Here is a 16228-nt window from a genome sequence, read left to right as displayed (position 1 = left end):
CATTATCGCGAATTGATTCGGGCTCTCCAAGTATGGTGATTGCAAATCCCAGTTGTCTGTAGGCGTCTCGAAGTTAAACGATGTAGAACTAGTGTCTCTATTAAATTTGAACCCTCCTTTTATATCCTGGGTGGCTGTAGGGAGTTTGGGCTTGTACTCAGTTAATGTCCCGCTGAATCTACCACTGGCTTCATCATGGCTGGAAATTCCAAAGCTAATAGCCCTCTTGCTCGACGTCGTAGCCGCCATTGATGTAATCGCCATTTATTGGGTGTGACATGTCTATCTCCTTGAATGGTGGACTTGTGGTTTGTTTCGATGTGCGAAAAGAAATAGATTTAATTGTGTGCCTTGTTCTATTTCATGTTGCTTCAACAAGAATAGTTTTTTATGCTCGTGCGAGTACCTGTAATAAATGACAGTTTTTAATATTTATTTGCTATAAGGGTTATGCGTTTTTTGTAAGTGAACTAAGGAGATGCCAAAAAATAGGCAGTGTCAAAAGTGGGCTGATTTATTTAAGTAAGATTTCGCTGGAAGCGATGTATAAGCATTATCTGAGGGGGGGGAGTTGAAGGCTAGGGTTAGCTAAGTTTGAGTGGTTTAAAACTGCTGATAAAAAAACGTCGTTAGGTGGGTGTGGACGGTTATTTCTTGTGGTTACAACGCTATCCAAAAGTCAGAGAAAACGGCGCTGCCGCGTGCTCAATGGCGTTGACCACATGAGGAGCCTGCTCACGATACTGGGAATAGCGCTTGAGCACTGCTTCAACCGAAGCAAGCAGATGCTGAATGCGCTCCTTGGGTTGGTCGATTTCACAGGTGTGAGCAAATTCCAGGAGCCCTTGTCGTGAGGCAAACATTGACTTGTTGCCCGCCAGATCCAATGCCAAAACATCTTCTGGAATATAGGCCGTGGTGTTGACGATGTCGTAAGCCGGCGCCAGATGCGCGTCGCGTTGCGTCGGTTCGGAATAGAGCAAACCGAAATTTTTCAAATGAGCGTCGCCGTTTCCGACGATGCAGCTCAGGGCGACGCTATCGAAGAGTTGATCAAGCGACGTACGCCAGTGTCTCACCGGACAAAACACTCGAACAGCCTTGGCGATTGCCGCATAACTTCTGCTGTACTTCTGATTAGCCGACAGCCCCATCAGCACCGCCATGTCTTCAAACCCAATCGGATTGAGCTGGTCGTCGCGGTCAAAGCGGCGCATGACAAACAGTTTGGCGTTGTCGGAAAGGTAAAACGGTGGAACGGGAATACCCGCCTCTTTCGCCATGGACATGCAAAGGAATTCGTTGATCGCCAGGCCCGGAAATTCGTCTCTGCCACTCTTGATGATCAGATCCGAGGTTTTGGATGTCACTCTCGGCAATTCTATTTCTTGCCGCTCCGGCACCAGCAACTTGGGTTGAACACCTGAAATGCCCGCCCGCAGGATGTAGCGATCAAGCATGTCGGCGAAGATATCTTCCGTACCGTCCCACGTGAGAATCTCTTCGAGTTTTTCTCCCGGAAATTCTTGCGCCTGCAACAATGCATCAACGGTTTCAGAGCGTACATGAACCCTGCCAATCGGCGATGTACTGCCGGAAAGCGCCAGTAGCAGCATCGGGTCGACGTTCACAGTTTTGGCCAGGCGGTTGCGCAACTGCTCCAATACATAGCCTTCTGGCAGGTTCATCTGAAAAACAGGGTGCAGCTCGCGCCGACGAAATTCGTCATGTCGCACAGGCATCGAGAGGCTGATCGCCATTTGTGGCGATGCATCTTCGTGATAACGGAAAGTGAAATCCTCGGCATCGCTGAACAGTCTGCCGCTATTACCCTCAGGGGTACTGACTTGAAGAGAGGACATTTTCATTCGAATAAATCTCCAAGCTCTTCAAGGGTTGGCATCGTTGCTGGAACCACCGAGAGTTCGCAGTCCAACGCAGCCAAAACCCGCGCGTAAGCGATCATGCCGACAGAAAGGGTGCCTTTCTCCACCGCGATGACTTTGTATCGCGTCAGTCCCGCCAGCTCGGCGAGCTGCGCCTGCGTCAGGCCACGATTTATACGTTTTTCACGTAATTGAATGCCGAGACGGGTAATTAAAAGAGAGTAATCCATGTTGCGCTACCGTCACATTTTGATGTCAATGTAGCGTATGCGGAACATTTAATCTAATTGGCTCAAGAAGCCCGCGGTGAGGCGGGCCGTTTGTGGACGACTATTCCTTCAGTTCAACGTGATCCAGCGCCTGATTCACCGCCAGTTCACCGAGCATGACGACTTGCGCAATGCCTAGCGCGGTCTTGCGGTGTGAGGTGTCGAGCATGGCGGCGAAGTTGTTGAGCATTTCGCTGGCTGAACCCAGGGTTTCGCTGGCGTTGGCCAGCAGGGATTCGGTGTTGTACTTCGGGTTGGCGAGGTACATGGGCTCGGGTTTATGCGTGCTGGCCATGATGAAGGCGGACGGTTTGAGGTAATGGTCGAGGGCGCGTTCGGCGGCGTCGCTGAGTTTTTTGGAATTGAGGGATTCGTACGGGGAGGCCGGGTCAGTGACCGGCGGGTGTGGCGTTGATTTGATCATTAGCTGAAAACTCCTGATGGAGCCGCTTCGTCTTCTCTACTAAAAGAAGGGTGGCAGCTGTGCGCAGGTTAGTAGACCGGGGAGTATTCAGCATTAACCGGCGCGCCGAAGCGCCCTGCACACAGCCACCATCAAGTCGGACAGCAATTACCGACGGATGCGCTTTGCACAAAACTGAAAAACACCACGGGCTACTAAACCCGATCACTGGAAATCAGTGACGCGAATCAAGTTACCGATGGCCCGCCAGGCGCACAAGCCGGCGGATTCTGGCGTACCCGTAGGCAACGACGCAAGCTGTTGTAGGCATCCGGAAGTAACTGCTGACAGATCTAAACAGCGCTGTTTAAAGGCTGGATGTAAAAGCGGCTCAACCGAGCATCCAGCGCTTCAATTGAACGAATAACCCACCGTAAAGCGGTGCCTCCGTACTTGAATGAGTGCAGTGAATTGACTGGGGAAGAGGCTTCTCTTTCCAGTGATAACCGGTCAAGGCATGGTGCCCACCATCGTGTGAGCGCGGATGGCACTGACTGTCGGATGACCTCTCAAGCAGTCTATTTCTCCTTGCCAGCTGCCTTTTGCGTCGGCGTTGTCGGTCATCAATCAACCGTCGGTGTAGGTACTCTCGGTGGTAATAAGAGCGAATATTCAGCGCTTATAGCTTTTTTGATTGTTTCTACCTGTTATTCGTTATTGAAATGGTTTTTGATTTCCAAATGATCTAACAACCTGTCAGAAGTTACAGTTGGAAAGGGGGGAGTGATTTCTTACTGTGGCCCTTCAATTGATTTTTGGAGTGAATAAGGTATGGGCTCTATCAAAACGGAAGATTTGGACAAATATCCAAAGATGGATGATTTTGGAATGGTAGACGTTACACTGGACGTTGGAAACGGCCCGATTACCTATGAAAGCCGACCATATAGACAAACTTATGATGACTGGTTTTATTTTAAAGCGCACGGGCAAGTATCTGGTCGACACTACTTCGTGATGTTGCGATTTGATCGGATGATGGCTGTGGGTGAGTACGACATCGTATTCAATCAAGACAAAATTTTCGCTCGCACGGATTTTCCGGATCAGGGACAGGTCGATTATCGTGATGGAAAATTGATTTTGAAAAAAACCGGCGAATATCCAGAGGGGAGCTTTCTTTTCACGAAGCCGGGAGTAAAGGTTGAAGGGAAATTTAACTTCAAAGGAGAAAAGCACTAACTGTTTTGGCTTGCGTAATGGGATAGGTTGTTATTTTTATAGTTTTGTTTTGGGTAAATAATAAATCAGGTGGCGAAGAGGTTGTCTGTTTCGTCACCTGCATTTATCTAATGATTTCAAAAACTAAACATATTTTTCGCGCGGTCGTTACTTGTCATGATCAATATCAAGCTTGCTGAAGGTCACTTGCCCACCCTCACTCGTATACCCGGTGTTGTCCTGCACATAAACCCCAGCCTTGAAATACAGCGGCTTGTTGCGCCAGGTCGCGCTGATCTGTGAATCCCACTGATAACCCGCCGCACTCACACCCAGTGCACCGCCAGGACTCAGGTGAATAAGGTAGTTGAATTCGCGATCCAGTTTGATCCCGGTCGCCAGGGTGATGACGCGGCTTTCGTCGTCATCCGGATGCATGCGCACCTTGATAACCAGGTTGCCGGTCTCGGTTTTGGTTTTGTACTGGTATTCGAGTTTGACCATCGGCTTCTGGCTTTCATAAGCGTGTATCTGGCCGATGACGATCTTGCCGGAGCTCGGCACTTTGTTAACCGTCACTGTCGCACGCAACGAATTGTCGGCGTCCGGGTAATACCAATTGCGCAGCGTGCCGTTGCTGTAGGTCTCCCGCAGTTCAGTGCGCGGATAAATGGCGTTTTCGGTTTTTGACCCGGTAACCGGTGACCAGAAGAACAAGGTGCCGGTGTCGGAATGGAAGTACTGATCTTTGAAGCCGTTCACCAGTTTGGAGGTTTCGACGGTGTATGGCGGGCTGCCAACGGGAACGCTGAGGTTCCAGGTTGCGAGATCGATCATGTCTGTTCTTCCACTCAAGTTTCACTGCACGTACGTGCCAGAAGCTCTAGCCCGCACGTTTTGGGGCGGCCTTTATAAGCGTAGAGGGATTTTTTGTTAATGCCCGTTTGGCGGATGATTGACGTCAACATCCTGTCGAAATGCCATCTCTGCCGGTTTCCGGGGGCTTCAGCGGTGACCGTTAGTCGGCAAACTTACGCTTTGGTTAAATGATGGCCTGATGACAGCTTCTGCTTTTTCGGATCCACGACTAGAGTGAAGGCTCGATGTATGTACGGTTTTACCGGAATCGCCCTGAAGTCCCGACAAGAGAAGCAGCATGGAATGCGCGCAACCCCCGCCAGGTGAAGGCAGCTCTGTCCTTTTGATCGTTGATGATTACCCTGAAAATCTGATCAGCATGCGCGCGTTGCTGCAGCGCCAGGATTGGCACGTCCTCACCGCAGCCTCCGGTTTCGAAGCGCTCAATATTCTGCTCTCCCACGATGTCGACCTGGTGCTGCTGGACGTGCAGATGCCGGGCATGGACGGCTTTGAAGTGGCGCGGCTGATGCGTGGCAGCCAGCGCACGCGGCTGACGCCGATTATCTTTCTGACTGCCAACGAGCAATCCCAGGACGCCGTGATCAAGGGCTACGCCAGTGGCGCGGTGGATTACCTGTTCAAACCGTTCGACCCACAGATTCTCAAGCCCAAAGTGCAGGCGTTGCTGGAACACCAGCGCAATCGCCGCGCCTTGCAGCGCCTGAGTCATGACCTGGAAGTGGCGCGCGCCTTCAATGCCTCGGTGCTGGATAACGCTGCCGAGGGGATATTGGTGGTGGGCGAGGACGGCTTGATCCGCTTTGCCAACCCAGCGATTTCGCGGTTGCTGAATGCACCGGTGAAGGAGCTGGAAGGTAAGGAGTTTCTCGATTTTCTACAGAAGCCGCACATTCCGCTGTGGGCTGATTCCGAGTTTTATGCCAGCTATAAACGTGGCGAGACGTTGAGGCTGCACGACGCCTTGCTGCGCACCGCGCCCGGCCAGCAGGTGCCGGTGGCGCTGTCCTGCGCCGCGCTGCCCTCCGAGCAACACGCGATGGTGGTGACCGTGCTCGATATGTCGGTGGTGCGGCACTTGCACCAGCAGCTCGAATTTCAAGCGGTCACCGATCCACTGACCGGTTTGCTCAACCGTCGCGGGTTTTACCAGACCGTTGAAAACTTGCTGCTGCGTGGTGAACGCAGTGATAGCAGTTGGGTGTTGCTGTATCTGGACCTTGATGGCTTCAAACGGGTCAACGATTCGCTCGGTCACGATGCCGGCGATCGTGTGCTGCGCTGGGTCTCCGAGCAATTGAAAGCCTGCCTGCGACCGTTCGACATTCTTGCGCGCATGGGCGGGGATGAATTCACCGCGCTGCTGGATCTGGAGTTTCCCGAGCAAGCGGCGAAGATTGCCGAAAAACTCATCGAGCGGGTGTCGATCTGTCAGCAGATCGAAGGGTTGGACATCGCTCTCGGCGCCAGCATCGGCATCGCCACTTACCCGGACTGCGGCTCCAACCTTGACGGATTGCTGCGTGCCTCCGATATCGCGATGTACGAGGCCAAACGCGCCGGACGTCAGCAATATCGCTTTTATGATCATGAAATGAATGGCCGGGCGCGCTCGCGGCTGATGCTCGAGGAGAGCGTGCGTGCAGCCATCGAAAACCGCGATTTCAACTTGGTGTATCAGCCGCAAGTGGCCATCGACACTGGCCAGATTCGTGGCTTCGAAGCGTTATTGCGCTGGCAGCACCCGAGTGTCGGCGATGTGCCGCCGGGGTTGTTTCTGCCGTTGCTGGAAGAGGCGCGGTTGATCAGCCGTCTCGGCAGCTGGATTTATCATCGCGGTGCCGGCCAGCGCAAAGCCTGGGAAACCCTGTTTGCCGAAGATCTGGTGCTCGGTGTGAGCTTGAGCAACACGCAGTTCAGCCTGCCGAATCTGGTCACCGAATTGCGCCAGGTCATGGAGCGACACGCCTTGCAGCCTCGGCAGCTGGAGGTCGAGGTCACTGAAGAGGCGCTGATGCAAAACCCCGATGAAACCCGCAAACAGCTGCGTTTGCTGCGCCATCTCGGTGTGCGCGTGGCGCTGGATGACTTCGGTTCCGGGCCGTGTTCGTTGGCGCATCTGCGCGATCTGGAACTCGATACGCTAAAACTCGATCGCCATCTCATCGCGCGATTGCCGGACTCCAAACGGGACGCCTCACTGGTCAGCACGGTCATCAGTCTGTGCAAGCAATACGGTTTGCTGGTGATCGCCGAGGGCGTTGAAACCATCGAGCAATATCAATGGCTGCAAGCCCACGGCTGCGAGTACGTGCAGGGCTTCCTCGTGGCGCGGCCATTGATCGCCGAGGACGCTGCGAGCTTCGCCGAGCCGTTCGACTGGAGCGCACTGCCCGGTTGAATTCGCTACACTGGCGCACCTTTTCGAACCGTGTCGCTCGTCCATGACTGTGCTGAAGTACCTCCAGGCCTATCCTGCGCAATTGCAGGATCAGGTGCGCCAACTGATCGCCGAAGGGCGGCTCGGCGAATACCTGAATCAACGCTATTCGGGGCGCCACGACGTGCAGAGCGACAAGGCCTTGTACAGCTACGCGCTGGACCTGAAGCAGGAATACCTGCGCAACGCCCCGGCCATCGACAAGGTGCTGTTCGACAACCGCCTCGACCTGACCCACCGCGCGTTGGGCCTGCACACCACGGTTTCACGGGTGCAGGGCGGCAAGCTCAAGGCCAAGAAAGAGATTCGTATCGCCTCGTTGTTCAAGGATGCCGCGCCGGACTTTCTGAAAATGATCGTCGTGCATGAACTGGCGCACTTCAAGGAATCGGATCACAACAAGGCGTTCTATAAATTATGCGAGCACATGCTGCCGGGGTATCACCAGGTCGAGTTTGATCTGCGCGTGTACCTGACGTGGCGGGATATGCAGGCTTAACAGTACGCAACCAGGAAGGTGTGGATGGACGTCAGCAAGACCAAAAGCAGTTTCTACCGCCGCTTGTATGTGGCGTACCTGATCGACAGCGGTCTGGCGCCGAGTGTGCCGACGCTGACCGAAGTGACCGGCATGCCCCGGCGCACGGCGCAGGACACGATTGCCGCGTTGGCCGATCTGGATATCGTTTGTGAGTTCGAGCAGGAAGAGGGCGCACGCAATCATGCGGGGCGCTATCGGATTCGTGAGTGGGGAGCGATTGATCGCGGGTGGATCGAGCGTAATTTGCGGCAGATCAAGGCTGTTCTGGAGTATCCCTGAGTCCTGCGGTGCCTGAGCTGACGCCTTCGCGAGCAGGCTCGCTCCCACAGTTGGAATGCGTTTCCCTGTGGGAGCGAGCCTGCTCGCGAAGGGGCACTTAAGGGCGACGCATCCCAATGTGTGGAATGTCATCTTCCAGATACTCTTCACCCGCCACAACAAACCCGTACTTGCCGTAATACCCCTGCAAATGCGCCTGCGCCGACAGATAGATCGGCACTTGCGGCCAATGCTTCTCCGCCTGTTTCAAAGCCTGCTCCATCATTTCGTGCCCCAGCCCTTTGCCGCGCCCTTGCGGTGCGGTAATCACGCGGCCGATCACCACGTCGCCACCCTGGGATTCCGGATCCAGCAGGCGCAGGTACGCCATCAACTGGTCATCCTCCCAGCCCATCAGGTGATAGGTATCGCCTTCCAGATCCTGACCGTCGAGGTCCGGATAGGCGCATTTCTGTTCGACCACGAACACGTCCGAGCGCATTTTCAACAGCGCGTACAGCTGCTCCTTGCCCAGATCACTGTGATGTTTGCAGACCCATTCGATTGTCATTTGCCGATTCCTTGAACGTGTCACCGGATACTAAGCGCCTGCGGCAAAGATGTCTGTATGGCGTAAGAGTCTGTGACAAAGGTCAAAATGCCATCATTCCTTTCTCGCAGCCGCGGTGACTTTGTGTAATCTGCTGGAGAGCCCTGTGCACTGGCTGCAATGAGCTAATGTTAGGGCCTGGGTTTTGCCGGTAAGGGGCCTTGGGGTTTTGACTGAAAACATGCTGGGCAACTCGCCCGCTAAGGATTTTCAAGCATGCCGCGTTTGCATCGAGCCTTTGCTTTGACCGGATTGCTCTTGCTGGCTCAGACCGCTGCAGCGGATAAGCTGCGGCTGGTGTTTGATATCTGGCCACCCTTTACCGACGACACGCTGATCAACGGCGGACTGGCCACCGACATCGTCACAACTGCGCTGGCCCGGGCCGGTTATGCCAGCGGCTACGAGCAGGTGCCGTGGGCGCGGGCGCTGCTTGGCGTTGGCGAGGGCCGCTACGATGTATTGGTCAACGCTTGGTACAACGACGAACGGACCAGGCTCGGCCAGTTTTCCGGGGAATACCTGCTCAACCGCATCCGCTTTCTCAAGCGCAAAGACACACCACTCGAGTATTCCAATCTGCAACAACTGCACACCTATCCGATTGCGGTGGTGCGTGGCTACGCCTATTCGGCGCCGTTCGATGCCGACACGGCGTTGCAGAAAGTCCCTGTGCATAACTTTGCCATGGCCGTGCGCATGCTCGCGGCGGATCGGGTCAAGCTGACGCTGGAAGATGAGTATGTGGCCAAGTATTACCTGGCGCGGGAATCAGCCAAGGTGCGCAATTCGGTGGAGTTTTTGCCTAAGCCGTTGAGTGAGAACAGCCTGCACATTCTGGTGAGCCTGAAGAATCCGCAGCATGAGCAGATTGTCGCGGGGTTTGATAAGGCGATTGCGGCGATGAAGGCGGATGGCAGTTATGACAAGTTGTTGAGGCAGCATGGGATGTGAGTTTCTGATCCTGAATTTGCTGGGTGTCTGATGGCCTCTTCGCGAGCAGGCTCGCTCCCACAGGGGGTCTGTGTCGTGCATAAATCCAGTGTGGGAGCGAGCCTGCTCGCGAAGACGTCCTGTCAGCCAGCGCTGACCTCACTGGTGTCCTTGATCAGATGCGCCGCCAACGTGCGCAACGGCCCCAACTGCCGGCAAATCAACGCCAGTTGCGTCTGCACCAACCGCTGACCTTCATCAATCTCATCAGGCATCTGCTCCAGCTCATTGGCCAGCGCTTCTTCTTCGTCACTCTGAATCGCCACCGGCTGCTTGTTCGCCAGCCCTTGGGCGATTTCGTCGATGCTCGTTGCCAGTTTCACCCCGGCGCCATCAATCAAATGCTCGCGCACGTCCGCCGGCAACTGCGTCTCGCGATGCGCGCCCAGTCCCGACAGATAACTCAACAACGTGTGCGACAGCACCAGAAAGCGGAAGCCGACATCCGCTTCCTTACGGAAATGCCCCGGCTCCATGAGCATGTTTGCCAGTGTCGTCGACAGCGCCGCATCGGCGTTGTGTGCGTTGCGCCGGGCCAGGCGATAAGCGAGGTCGTCACTCTTGCCGGCGGCGTATTGCTGCATGATCTGGCGCAGGTAGATGCTGTTGCAGGTCAGGGTGTTGGCCAGCACTTTGTTGAGGCGTCGACCCTGCCAGTCCGGCAGGAACAGGAACACCGTCAGGCCGGCAATCAGGCTGCCCAGCAGCGTATCGAACAGGCGTGGCAGAAACAGCCCGTATCCATCGCCGACCTGGTTGAAGCAGAACAGCACCATGATGGTGATCGCCGCCGTCGCCAGGGTGTAGCGGGTGGTGCGGTTGGTAAAGAACACCACGCCGGCGGCAATGGCGAAGCACGATTGCACCAGCGGACTCGGGAACAGATCGAACAGCGCCCACGCCACGGTCAGGCCGATGGCGGTGCCGAAGATCCGCTGCCCGAGTTTGCGCCGCGTCGCGCCATAGTTCGGCTGGCAGACGAACAGCGTGGTGAGGATGATCCAGTAACCCTGCGACGGGTGAATCAAATGCACCATGCCGTAGCCGATACTCAGCGCCAAGGGCAGGCGCAGGGCGTGACGGAACAGCAAAGACGTCGGCGTCAGTTGCGTGCGCAGGCGCACCCAGACGTCCTTGAGGTTGCGCGGCGAACGGTCGAGCAGGCTGCTGTCGGTCGCATCGGCCAAGGCGTCGGGGTTGCTCGCGTCGCTGAGCAAGCGGTCGAGGGTGCCAAGGTTCGCTGCCAGGGCACGTAGCGAGCGCAGCAATCCGCGCCACGCCGGGTTGCTCTGGATGCGCAAGTGTTCGAGGGACGCATCGAGATCGCTCAGGGCTTCGGCGAAACTCGCGTCGTAAATGAACGGCTGGCGCATCTGGATCGATTCGGCCAGCGCGCGGCAGGCCTTGCCTTGCTGGCGCAACAGGCGTTGGCAGCGGAACAGCACGTCACTGTGGAAGAACGCTTCGGCCAGCGCGTTGTACGGATAGTGCGAAGAACTGGCGCGTTCGTGGATGTCTTGCGCGAGGAAATACAGCTTCAGGTAGCGGCTGACTTTCGAACCGGGGCGGCCGTTGCCGACGCGGTGCAGAATGATTTCCTTGGCACTGTTCAGCGCCGCCACCACGCGCCCGTTTTGCTGGGCCAGTTCGAGGCGACGGGCTTCGACATCCATCTGCCGGATTGGCTCGAAGAGAGACGATTTCAGCTTCAGGTAAAAGCCCAGCTCACGGAACAACCGCGCCAGACTCTGCTGCACCGGCTGGTTGGAAAACAGCGCCTGCCACACCACCGAGAGCAAGCCGTACCACGCCGCACCGGCGACCAGCAGCATCGGCTCGTGCCAGAAGTCGGTGACCGCGCCACCGCGCTGATCAACGCCGATCATCGTGTACACCGACAGAATCAACGTCGCCGAAGCAATCGCGCCATAACGCTCGCCGAGCGCGCCGAGCATGGTCAGGCCGAAACTGGCCAGCGCCAAGGCAATGGCGAAGACGATGGGGTAGGGGAAGAGCAATTCCACCGACAGCGCGGCGATGCTGAAACACACCAGCGTCACGGCGAGGGCGTTGAGACGGCCCTGCCAACTGTCGTCGGTCTCGGCCAGGGCGCTGGCGATAATCCCGAGGAACAACGGGATCAGCAGGCCCATTTCATCCTGATACCAACACAGCGCCATGCTGCCGGTCAGGGCGATGAACACCCGCACGCTGTAGCTGAATTTATCCAGCGCCCACAGGCGCCGCAAAGACTGACGAAACGAGGTCGAGGACATGAAGTGCGAAGGCCTTCCGAGGCGATGCCGCTAAATTGAGCCAGTAATGACGCCGACGCAATGGCGCCGATCACATCTGACAGCAAAAAGTGTTCCTTTTACTTACACCACAGACCACTGTGGGAGCGAGCCTGCTCGCGAAAGCGGAGTGTCATTCAACATTGATGTCGACTGGTACACCGCATTCGCGAGCAGGCTCGCTCCCACAGGGTTTTGTATTTGGCCTTGAGTTAAGCGTACTGCGCGGCGGCGTAGCCGGAGGCCCAGGCCCATTGGAAGTTGAAGCCGCCCAGATGCCCGGTGACGTCGAGCACTTCGCCGATGAAGTACAGGCCAGGGCTTTTCAGCGATTCCATGGTCTTGGACGACACTTCACGGGTATCGACGCCACCGAGTGTTACCTCGGCTGTGCGATAACCCTCAGTCCCGGCCGGCACAACCTTCCAGCTGCCCAGCTTCTCGGCAATTTCCGCCAGTTCAGCATGGGTGTACTGCTTCATCGGCTTGGACGCAAACCAGTTGTCCGCCAGCAGATTGGCCATCTTCTTGGTGAAGATCTCACCGAGCAGGGTTTTCAATTCGCTGTTCGGGCGCTCGGCCACTTGCTGTTGCAGCCAGCTCGCCGCGTCATGATCCGGCAGCAGATTGATTTCCACCGTGTCGCCGGATTCCCAGAACGAAGAAATCTGCAAAATCGCCGGGCCGCTGAGGCCACGGTGAGTGAACAGGATGTTCTCGCGAAAGCTCTGATCGTTGCAGCTGACCAGACAATCCACTGACGTCCCGGACAACTCGGTGCAGAGCTCCTTGAGCTGATCGGTGATGGTGAACGGCACCAGCCCGGCGCGGGTCGGCAGTAGCTCATGGCCGAACTGTTTGGCGACCTGATAACCGAACCCGGTGGCGCCCAGCGTCGGGATCGACAAGCCGCCCGTGGCGATCACCAGCGACTGGCACTGAACCTGGCCGAGGGTGGTGTCGAGCAGGTAACCGCTCTCGACTTTCTCAATCGTTTGAATCGACGTGTCGAGGTGCAGTTCGACGCCGACCTGATCGCACTCGGTCAGGAGCATTTCGAGGATGTCGCTGGATTTGTTATCGCAGAACAACTGGCCGAGTTTTTTCTCGTGGTACGGCACGGCGTGCTTGCCGACCATGCCGATGAAATCCCACTGGGTGTAGCGCGCCAGTGCGGATTTGCAGAAATGCGGGTTCTGCGAGAGGAAATTGCTCGGCTCGGTGTACATGTTGGTGAAATTGCAGCGGCCACCGCCCGACATCAGGATTTTCTTGCCGGCCTTGTTCGCGTGGTCGAGCAGCAACACCTGACGCCCACGCCCGGCGGCGGTCAGTGCACACATCAACCCAGCGGCGCCAGCGCCAATGATCACGACTTCGGTAGAGCGCAAAACGGTGTCCTCACACAAATTTCAAAATCACCGGAACCTAATGTGGGAGCGAGCCTGCTCGCGAAAGCGGTGTGTCATTCAACATTGATGTTGGCTGACAGATTGCCTTCGCGAGCAGGCTCGCTCCCACAGGGGATGTACGCAGTCCTTAGAGGATGCGGACGCGCAGCGAACGGCCCTTGATCTTGCCGTCGTTCAGACGCTGCAAGGCCTGCATGGCCACGGTGCGGTCAACGGCTACATAAGCCTGGAAGTCGAAAATCGCGATCTTGCCAACCTGTGCACCGGGAATGCCGGCATCGCCAGTCAATGCACCCAGGATATCGCCCGGGCGAACCTTGTCTTTACGACCGGCACCGATGCACAGCGTGGTCATCGGCGGCTGCAGCGGGGCGAGGCCCTGGGATTTGAGGTTATCGACCTGATCCCAGTTCAGCGGTGACTTCTGCAGCTGCTCAATGGCTTGCGCGCGGTGCGCTTCACCCGGTGCAACCAGGCTGATCGCGATGCCTTTCTCGCCAGCACGACCGGTACGGCCAACGCGGTGAATATGAATTTCCGAATCGCGCGCCAGTTCGACGTTGATCACCATGTCCAGCGCATCGATGTCCAGACCACGGGCGGCCACGTCGGTGGCGACCAGTACCGACGTACTGCGGTTGGCGAACATCGCCAGCACCTGATCGCGGTCACGCTGTTCCAGATCGCCGTGCAGGCCGACGGCGGAAATGCCTTTGGCGGTCAGGTGATCAACGGTTTCCTGCACTTGCTGCTTGGTGAAGCAGAACGCCACGCAGGACGCCGGACGGAAGTGGTGCAGGACTTTCGTCACCACGCCCATGCGATCTTCCGGGGAAATCTCGTAGAAACGCTGCTCGATCTGCGTGTCATCGTGGAACGCTTCGGCTTTCACCGTTTGCGGATCACGCATGAACTTCGACGCCAGTTGCTTGATGCCCACCGGGTAAGTCGCGGAGAACAGCAGGGTCTGACGACGCTCCGGGGTCTTGATGATGATGTCTTCGATGGCGTCGTAGAAACCCATGTCGAGCATGCGGTCGGCTTCGTCGAGGATCAGCGTGTTCAGGCCATCGAGGACCAGCGAACCTTTGCGCAGGTGCTGCTGAATGCGGCCCGGGGTGCCGACGATGATGTGCGCGCCGTGTTCCAGCGAAGCAATCTGCGGGCCGAACGACACGCCGCCGCACAGGGTCAGGACCTTGATGTTGTCTTCGGCACGGGCCAGACGACGGATTTCCTTGGCGACCTGGTCGGCCAGTTCGCGCGTCGGGCAGATCACCAGCGCCTGGCAACCGAAGTAGCGCGGGTTGATCGGGTTCAGCAGGCCGATGCCGAATGCGGCGGTCTTGCCGCTGCCGGTCTTGGCCTGGGCGATCAGGTCCATCCCCTTGAGGATCACCGGCAAGCTCTGCGCCTGGATCGGCGTCATCTGGGCATAACCGAGGGATTCGAGGTTAGCCAGCATGGCGGCGGACAGCGGCAGAGTATTAAAAGCGGTGGCGATGGTGGTCACGGGACTGGCCTGCAAAACAAAATGTCGCGCAGTGTAGCAGCCCCGTGCCACTTTCTTCGAAAGTTCTGGACGAACAGTGGTTAATGTTCGATGTGTTCTTCCGGGCGTTTGGCGCGGCGGCCGTCTTCCTTCGACAGTTGCGAGAAGATCGTCGCGGCCAGCATCGCCATGATCCCGACGGTGACGAAGGTCAGCTGGAACGCGCCGAGTACGGTTTCCACGCCATCGTTACCTATCTCAGCGGTAAACCCGCCGAGCAATGCACCAGCGCAGGCAACGCCAAGACTCAACGACAACTGCGCCACCACCGAGAGCAAACTGTTGCCACTGCTGGCGCTGGCATCGTCGAGATCGATCAGGGTCACGGTGTTCATCGCCGTAAATTGCAGCGAGTTGATCGCGCCCAGCACTGCCAGCAGGCATAGCAGCAGCCAGTACGGCGTCTGCTCGCTGACCAGGCCCATGCTCGCCAGCATGATCCCCAGCGCTAGGGTGTTGCCGGTCAGCACGATTCGATAGCCGAAGCGTTCGATCAGCGGCCGCGCCACCCACTTGGCAATCATCGCCGCAGCCGCCAGCGGCAGCATGCTCATCCCCGCTTGCGACGGTGAATAGCCCAGCGCCACTTGCAGCAGCAGCGGCACCAGAAACGGCAAGGCGCCGCTGCCCAAGCGGGCAAAGAGGTTGCCGAGAATACCGACGGCAAAGGTGCGGGTCTTGAACAGCGAAGGCGCGAACAGTGGGTTTTCGATGTGCCCGGCGCGCAACCAGTACGCCGCCAGACAAGCCATGCCGCCGAACAGCAGCAACATCACCCGCAGGTGCGGCAGGTGCAGTTCGCCGAGGCCTTCCATGGCGATGGTGATCAAAATCATCGCCGCGCCGAACAGCAGGAAACCCAAACTATCGAAGCGCGTACGCTCGGTGCCGCGCAGGTCGGGAATGAATTTCCACACCGCGTAGCAACCGATCACGCCGACCGGCAGGTTGATCAGGAAGATCCAGTGCCACGTCAGGTATTCGACCATCCAGCCGCCCATGGTCGGGCCGATCAACGGGCCGAGCAGGCCGGGAATGGTGATGAAACCCATGATCCGCACCAGTTCGGAGCGCGGATAGGCGCGCAGCACCACCAGTCGCCCGACCGGCAGCATCAGCGCACCGCCCAGACCCTGAATGACCCGGGCGCCAATCAGCATGCTCAGGCTGCTCGACAAGGCGCAGAGCAATGAGCCGAAACTGAACAGCAGAATCGCGCCGAAGAAAATTTTCTTGGTGCCGAAGCGGTCGGCGATCCAGCCCGAAGCCGGGATCAGCAAGGCCACGGTGAGCATGTAGGCGATGATCACGCCTTGCATGCGCAACGGATCCTCGGCCAGATCGCGAGCCATGGCCGGCAGGGCGGTGTTGAGAATGGTCCCGTCGAGGGACTGCATGAAGAAAGCGATGGCGACGACCCACGGCAACCAGCGGGCGGTGATGGCGTCGAGAGGCGGGCGGTTGGGCATG

At 57.2% G+C, this 16228-nt stretch carries 14 protein-coding genes; 5 read left to right on the top strand and 9 right to left on the bottom strand.

Annotation, left to right across the window (positions count from 1 at the left end; all coding sequences use genetic code 11):
- Positions 1-668 precede the first annotated feature (668 nt).
- The 3 genes from HU718_RS28335 to HU718_RS28325 form a co-directional block, all read right to left on the bottom strand.
- Positions 669-1868, bottom strand: coding sequence for a type II toxin-antitoxin system HipA family toxin (locus HU718_RS28335; protein WP_186616168.1), 1200 nt, complete (start codon positions 1866-1868; stop codon positions 669-671).
- Positions 1865-2116, bottom strand: coding sequence for a helix-turn-helix domain-containing protein (locus HU718_RS28330; RefSeq protein WP_186616169.1), 252 nt, complete (start codon positions 2114-2116; stop codon positions 1865-1867). Before HU718_RS28330 ends, HU718_RS28335 begins: the two co-directional genes overlap by 4 nt.
- Before the next feature lie 100 nt (positions 2117-2216).
- The gene (locus HU718_RS28325) at positions 2217-2579 is read right to left on the bottom strand and encodes a DUF6124 family protein (RefSeq protein ID WP_186616170.1); all 363 of its coding nucleotides are present in this window, start codon (positions 2577-2579) and stop codon (positions 2217-2219) included.
- 810 nt (positions 2580-3389) lie between these two features.
- On the opposite strand from HU718_RS28325, the gene HU718_RS28320 reads away from it, so the two are divergent.
- On the top strand, positions 3390-3800 hold the full coding sequence (locus tag HU718_RS28320; protein WP_150729906.1) for a hypothetical protein: 411 nt from the start codon (positions 3390-3392) through the stop codon (positions 3798-3800).
- 147 nt (positions 3801-3947) lie between these two features.
- Here HU718_RS28320 and HU718_RS28315 read toward each other — a convergent pair whose 3' ends face one another.
- On the bottom strand, positions 3948-4616 hold the full coding sequence (locus tag HU718_RS28315) for a polysaccharide lyase family 7 protein (RefSeq protein ID WP_150708253.1): 669 nt from the start codon (positions 4614-4616) through the stop codon (positions 3948-3950).
- Positions 4617-4935: 319 nt separating this feature from the next.
- Between HU718_RS28315 and HU718_RS28310 the strand changes: the two genes are divergently transcribed.
- From HU718_RS28310 to HU718_RS28300, 3 genes are read left to right on the top strand one after another with little or no spacing between them, the layout of a single operon-like run.
- Positions 4936-7059 carry a putative bifunctional diguanylate cyclase/phosphodiesterase gene (locus HU718_RS28310; RefSeq protein ID WP_186616171.1) on the top strand — a complete coding sequence of 708 codons (2124 nt, stop codon included), beginning with the start codon at positions 4936-4938 and terminating at the stop codon, positions 7057-7059.
- A 43-nt stretch (positions 7060-7102) separates the two neighbouring features.
- On the top strand, positions 7103-7597 hold the full coding sequence (locus HU718_RS28305) for a M48 metallopeptidase family protein (protein WP_034153713.1): 495 nt from the start codon (positions 7103-7105) through the stop codon (positions 7595-7597).
- A 24-nt stretch (positions 7598-7621) separates the two neighbouring features.
- Positions 7622-7918: a winged helix-turn-helix domain-containing protein gene (locus tag HU718_RS28300; protein ID WP_007913779.1), complete on the top strand. Its 297-nt coding sequence runs from the start codon at positions 7622-7624 to the stop codon at positions 7916-7918.
- Positions 7919-8015: 97 nt separating this feature from the next.
- On the opposite strand, the gene HU718_RS28295 is transcribed toward HU718_RS28300, so the two are convergent.
- Entirely contained in the window at positions 8016-8468 is a 453-nt protein-coding gene (locus HU718_RS28295) for a GNAT family N-acetyltransferase (protein WP_186616172.1), read from the bottom strand.
- A 255-nt stretch (positions 8469-8723) separates the two neighbouring features.
- Here HU718_RS28295 and HU718_RS28290 point away from each other — a divergent pair, with 255 nt between their 5' ends.
- Positions 8724-9461 carry a substrate-binding periplasmic protein gene (locus tag HU718_RS28290; RefSeq protein ID WP_102900063.1) on the top strand — a complete coding sequence of 246 codons (738 nt, stop codon included), beginning with the start codon at positions 8724-8726 and terminating at the stop codon, positions 9459-9461.
- A gap of 122 nt (positions 9462-9583) precedes the next feature.
- Here HU718_RS28290 and yccS read toward each other — a convergent pair whose 3' ends face one another.
- The 4 genes from yccS to mdtD form a co-directional block, all read right to left on the bottom strand.
- Positions 9584-11776, bottom strand: a complete 2193-nt coding sequence (gene yccS / locus HU718_RS28285) for a YccS family putative transporter (protein WP_186616173.1) — start codon at positions 11774-11776, stop codon at positions 9584-9586.
- Between the two features lie 230 nt (positions 11777-12006).
- Positions 12007-13185 (bottom strand): BaiN/RdsA family NAD(P)/FAD-dependent oxidoreductase, encoded by a 1179-nt coding sequence (locus HU718_RS28280; protein ID WP_186616174.1) that lies wholly within the window; start codon positions 13183-13185, stop codon positions 12007-12009.
- Positions 13186-13333: 148 nt separating this feature from the next.
- The gene (gene dbpA / locus HU718_RS28275) at positions 13334-14719 is read right to left on the bottom strand and encodes an ATP-dependent RNA helicase DbpA (protein WP_064388129.1); all 1386 of its coding nucleotides are present in this window, start codon (positions 14717-14719) and stop codon (positions 13334-13336) included.
- Between the two features lie 80 nt (positions 14720-14799).
- The gene (gene mdtD, locus HU718_RS28270; RefSeq protein ID WP_186616175.1) at positions 14800-16227 is read right to left on the bottom strand and encodes a multidrug transporter subunit MdtD; all 1428 of its coding nucleotides are present in this window, start codon (positions 16225-16227) and stop codon (positions 14800-14802) included.
- Position 16228 lies beyond the last annotated feature (1 nt).

The sequence above is a fragment of the Pseudomonas tensinigenes genome, assembly GCF_014268445.2.
GTDB classification, from domain to species: domain Bacteria; phylum Pseudomonadota; class Gammaproteobacteria; order Pseudomonadales; family Pseudomonadaceae; genus Aquipseudomonas; species Aquipseudomonas tensinigenes.
Note: the sequence above shows the minus strand (reverse complement) of the source record. Positions and strands in the feature narration are given on the sequence as shown.

Coding starts and splice junctions, on each gene's coding strand:
- HU718_RS28320 (WP_150729906.1), top strand. CDS start 3,390: ATGGGCTCTATCAAAACGGAAGATTTGGACAAATATCCAAAGATGGAT.
- HU718_RS28290 (WP_102900063.1), top strand. CDS start 8,724: ATGCCGCGTTTGCATCGAGCCTTTGCTTTGACCGGATTGCTCTTGCTG.
- mdtD (WP_186616175.1), bottom strand. CDS start 16,227: ATGCCCAACCGCCCGCCTCTCGACGCCATCACCGCCCGCTGGTTGCCG.
- yccS (WP_186616173.1), bottom strand. CDS start 11,776: ATGTCCTCGACCTCGTTTCGTCAGTCTTTGCGGCGCCTGTGGGCGCTG.
- HU718_RS28325 (WP_186616170.1), bottom strand. CDS start 2,579: ATGATCAAATCAACGCCACACCCGCCGGTCACTGACCCGGCCTCCCCG.
- HU718_RS28330 (WP_186616169.1), bottom strand. CDS start 2,116: ATGGATTACTCTCTTTTAATTACCCGTCTCGGCATTCAATTACGTGAA.
- HU718_RS28300 (WP_007913779.1), top strand. CDS start 7,622: ATGGACGTCAGCAAGACCAAAAGCAGTTTCTACCGCCGCTTGTATGTG.
- HU718_RS28295 (WP_186616172.1), bottom strand. CDS start 8,468: ATGACAATCGAATGGGTCTGCAAACATCACAGTGATCTGGGCAAGGAG.
- HU718_RS28335 (WP_186616168.1), bottom strand. CDS start 1,868: ATGAAAATGTCCTCTCTTCAAGTCAGTACCCCTGAGGGTAATAGCGGC.
- HU718_RS28310 (WP_186616171.1), top strand. CDS start 4,936: ATGGAATGCGCGCAACCCCCGCCAGGTGAAGGCAGCTCTGTCCTTTTG.
- HU718_RS28305 (WP_034153713.1), top strand. CDS start 7,103: ATGACTGTGCTGAAGTACCTCCAGGCCTATCCTGCGCAATTGCAGGAT.
- HU718_RS28315 (WP_150708253.1), bottom strand. CDS start 4,616: ATGATCGATCTCGCAACCTGGAACCTCAGCGTTCCCGTTGGCAGCCCG.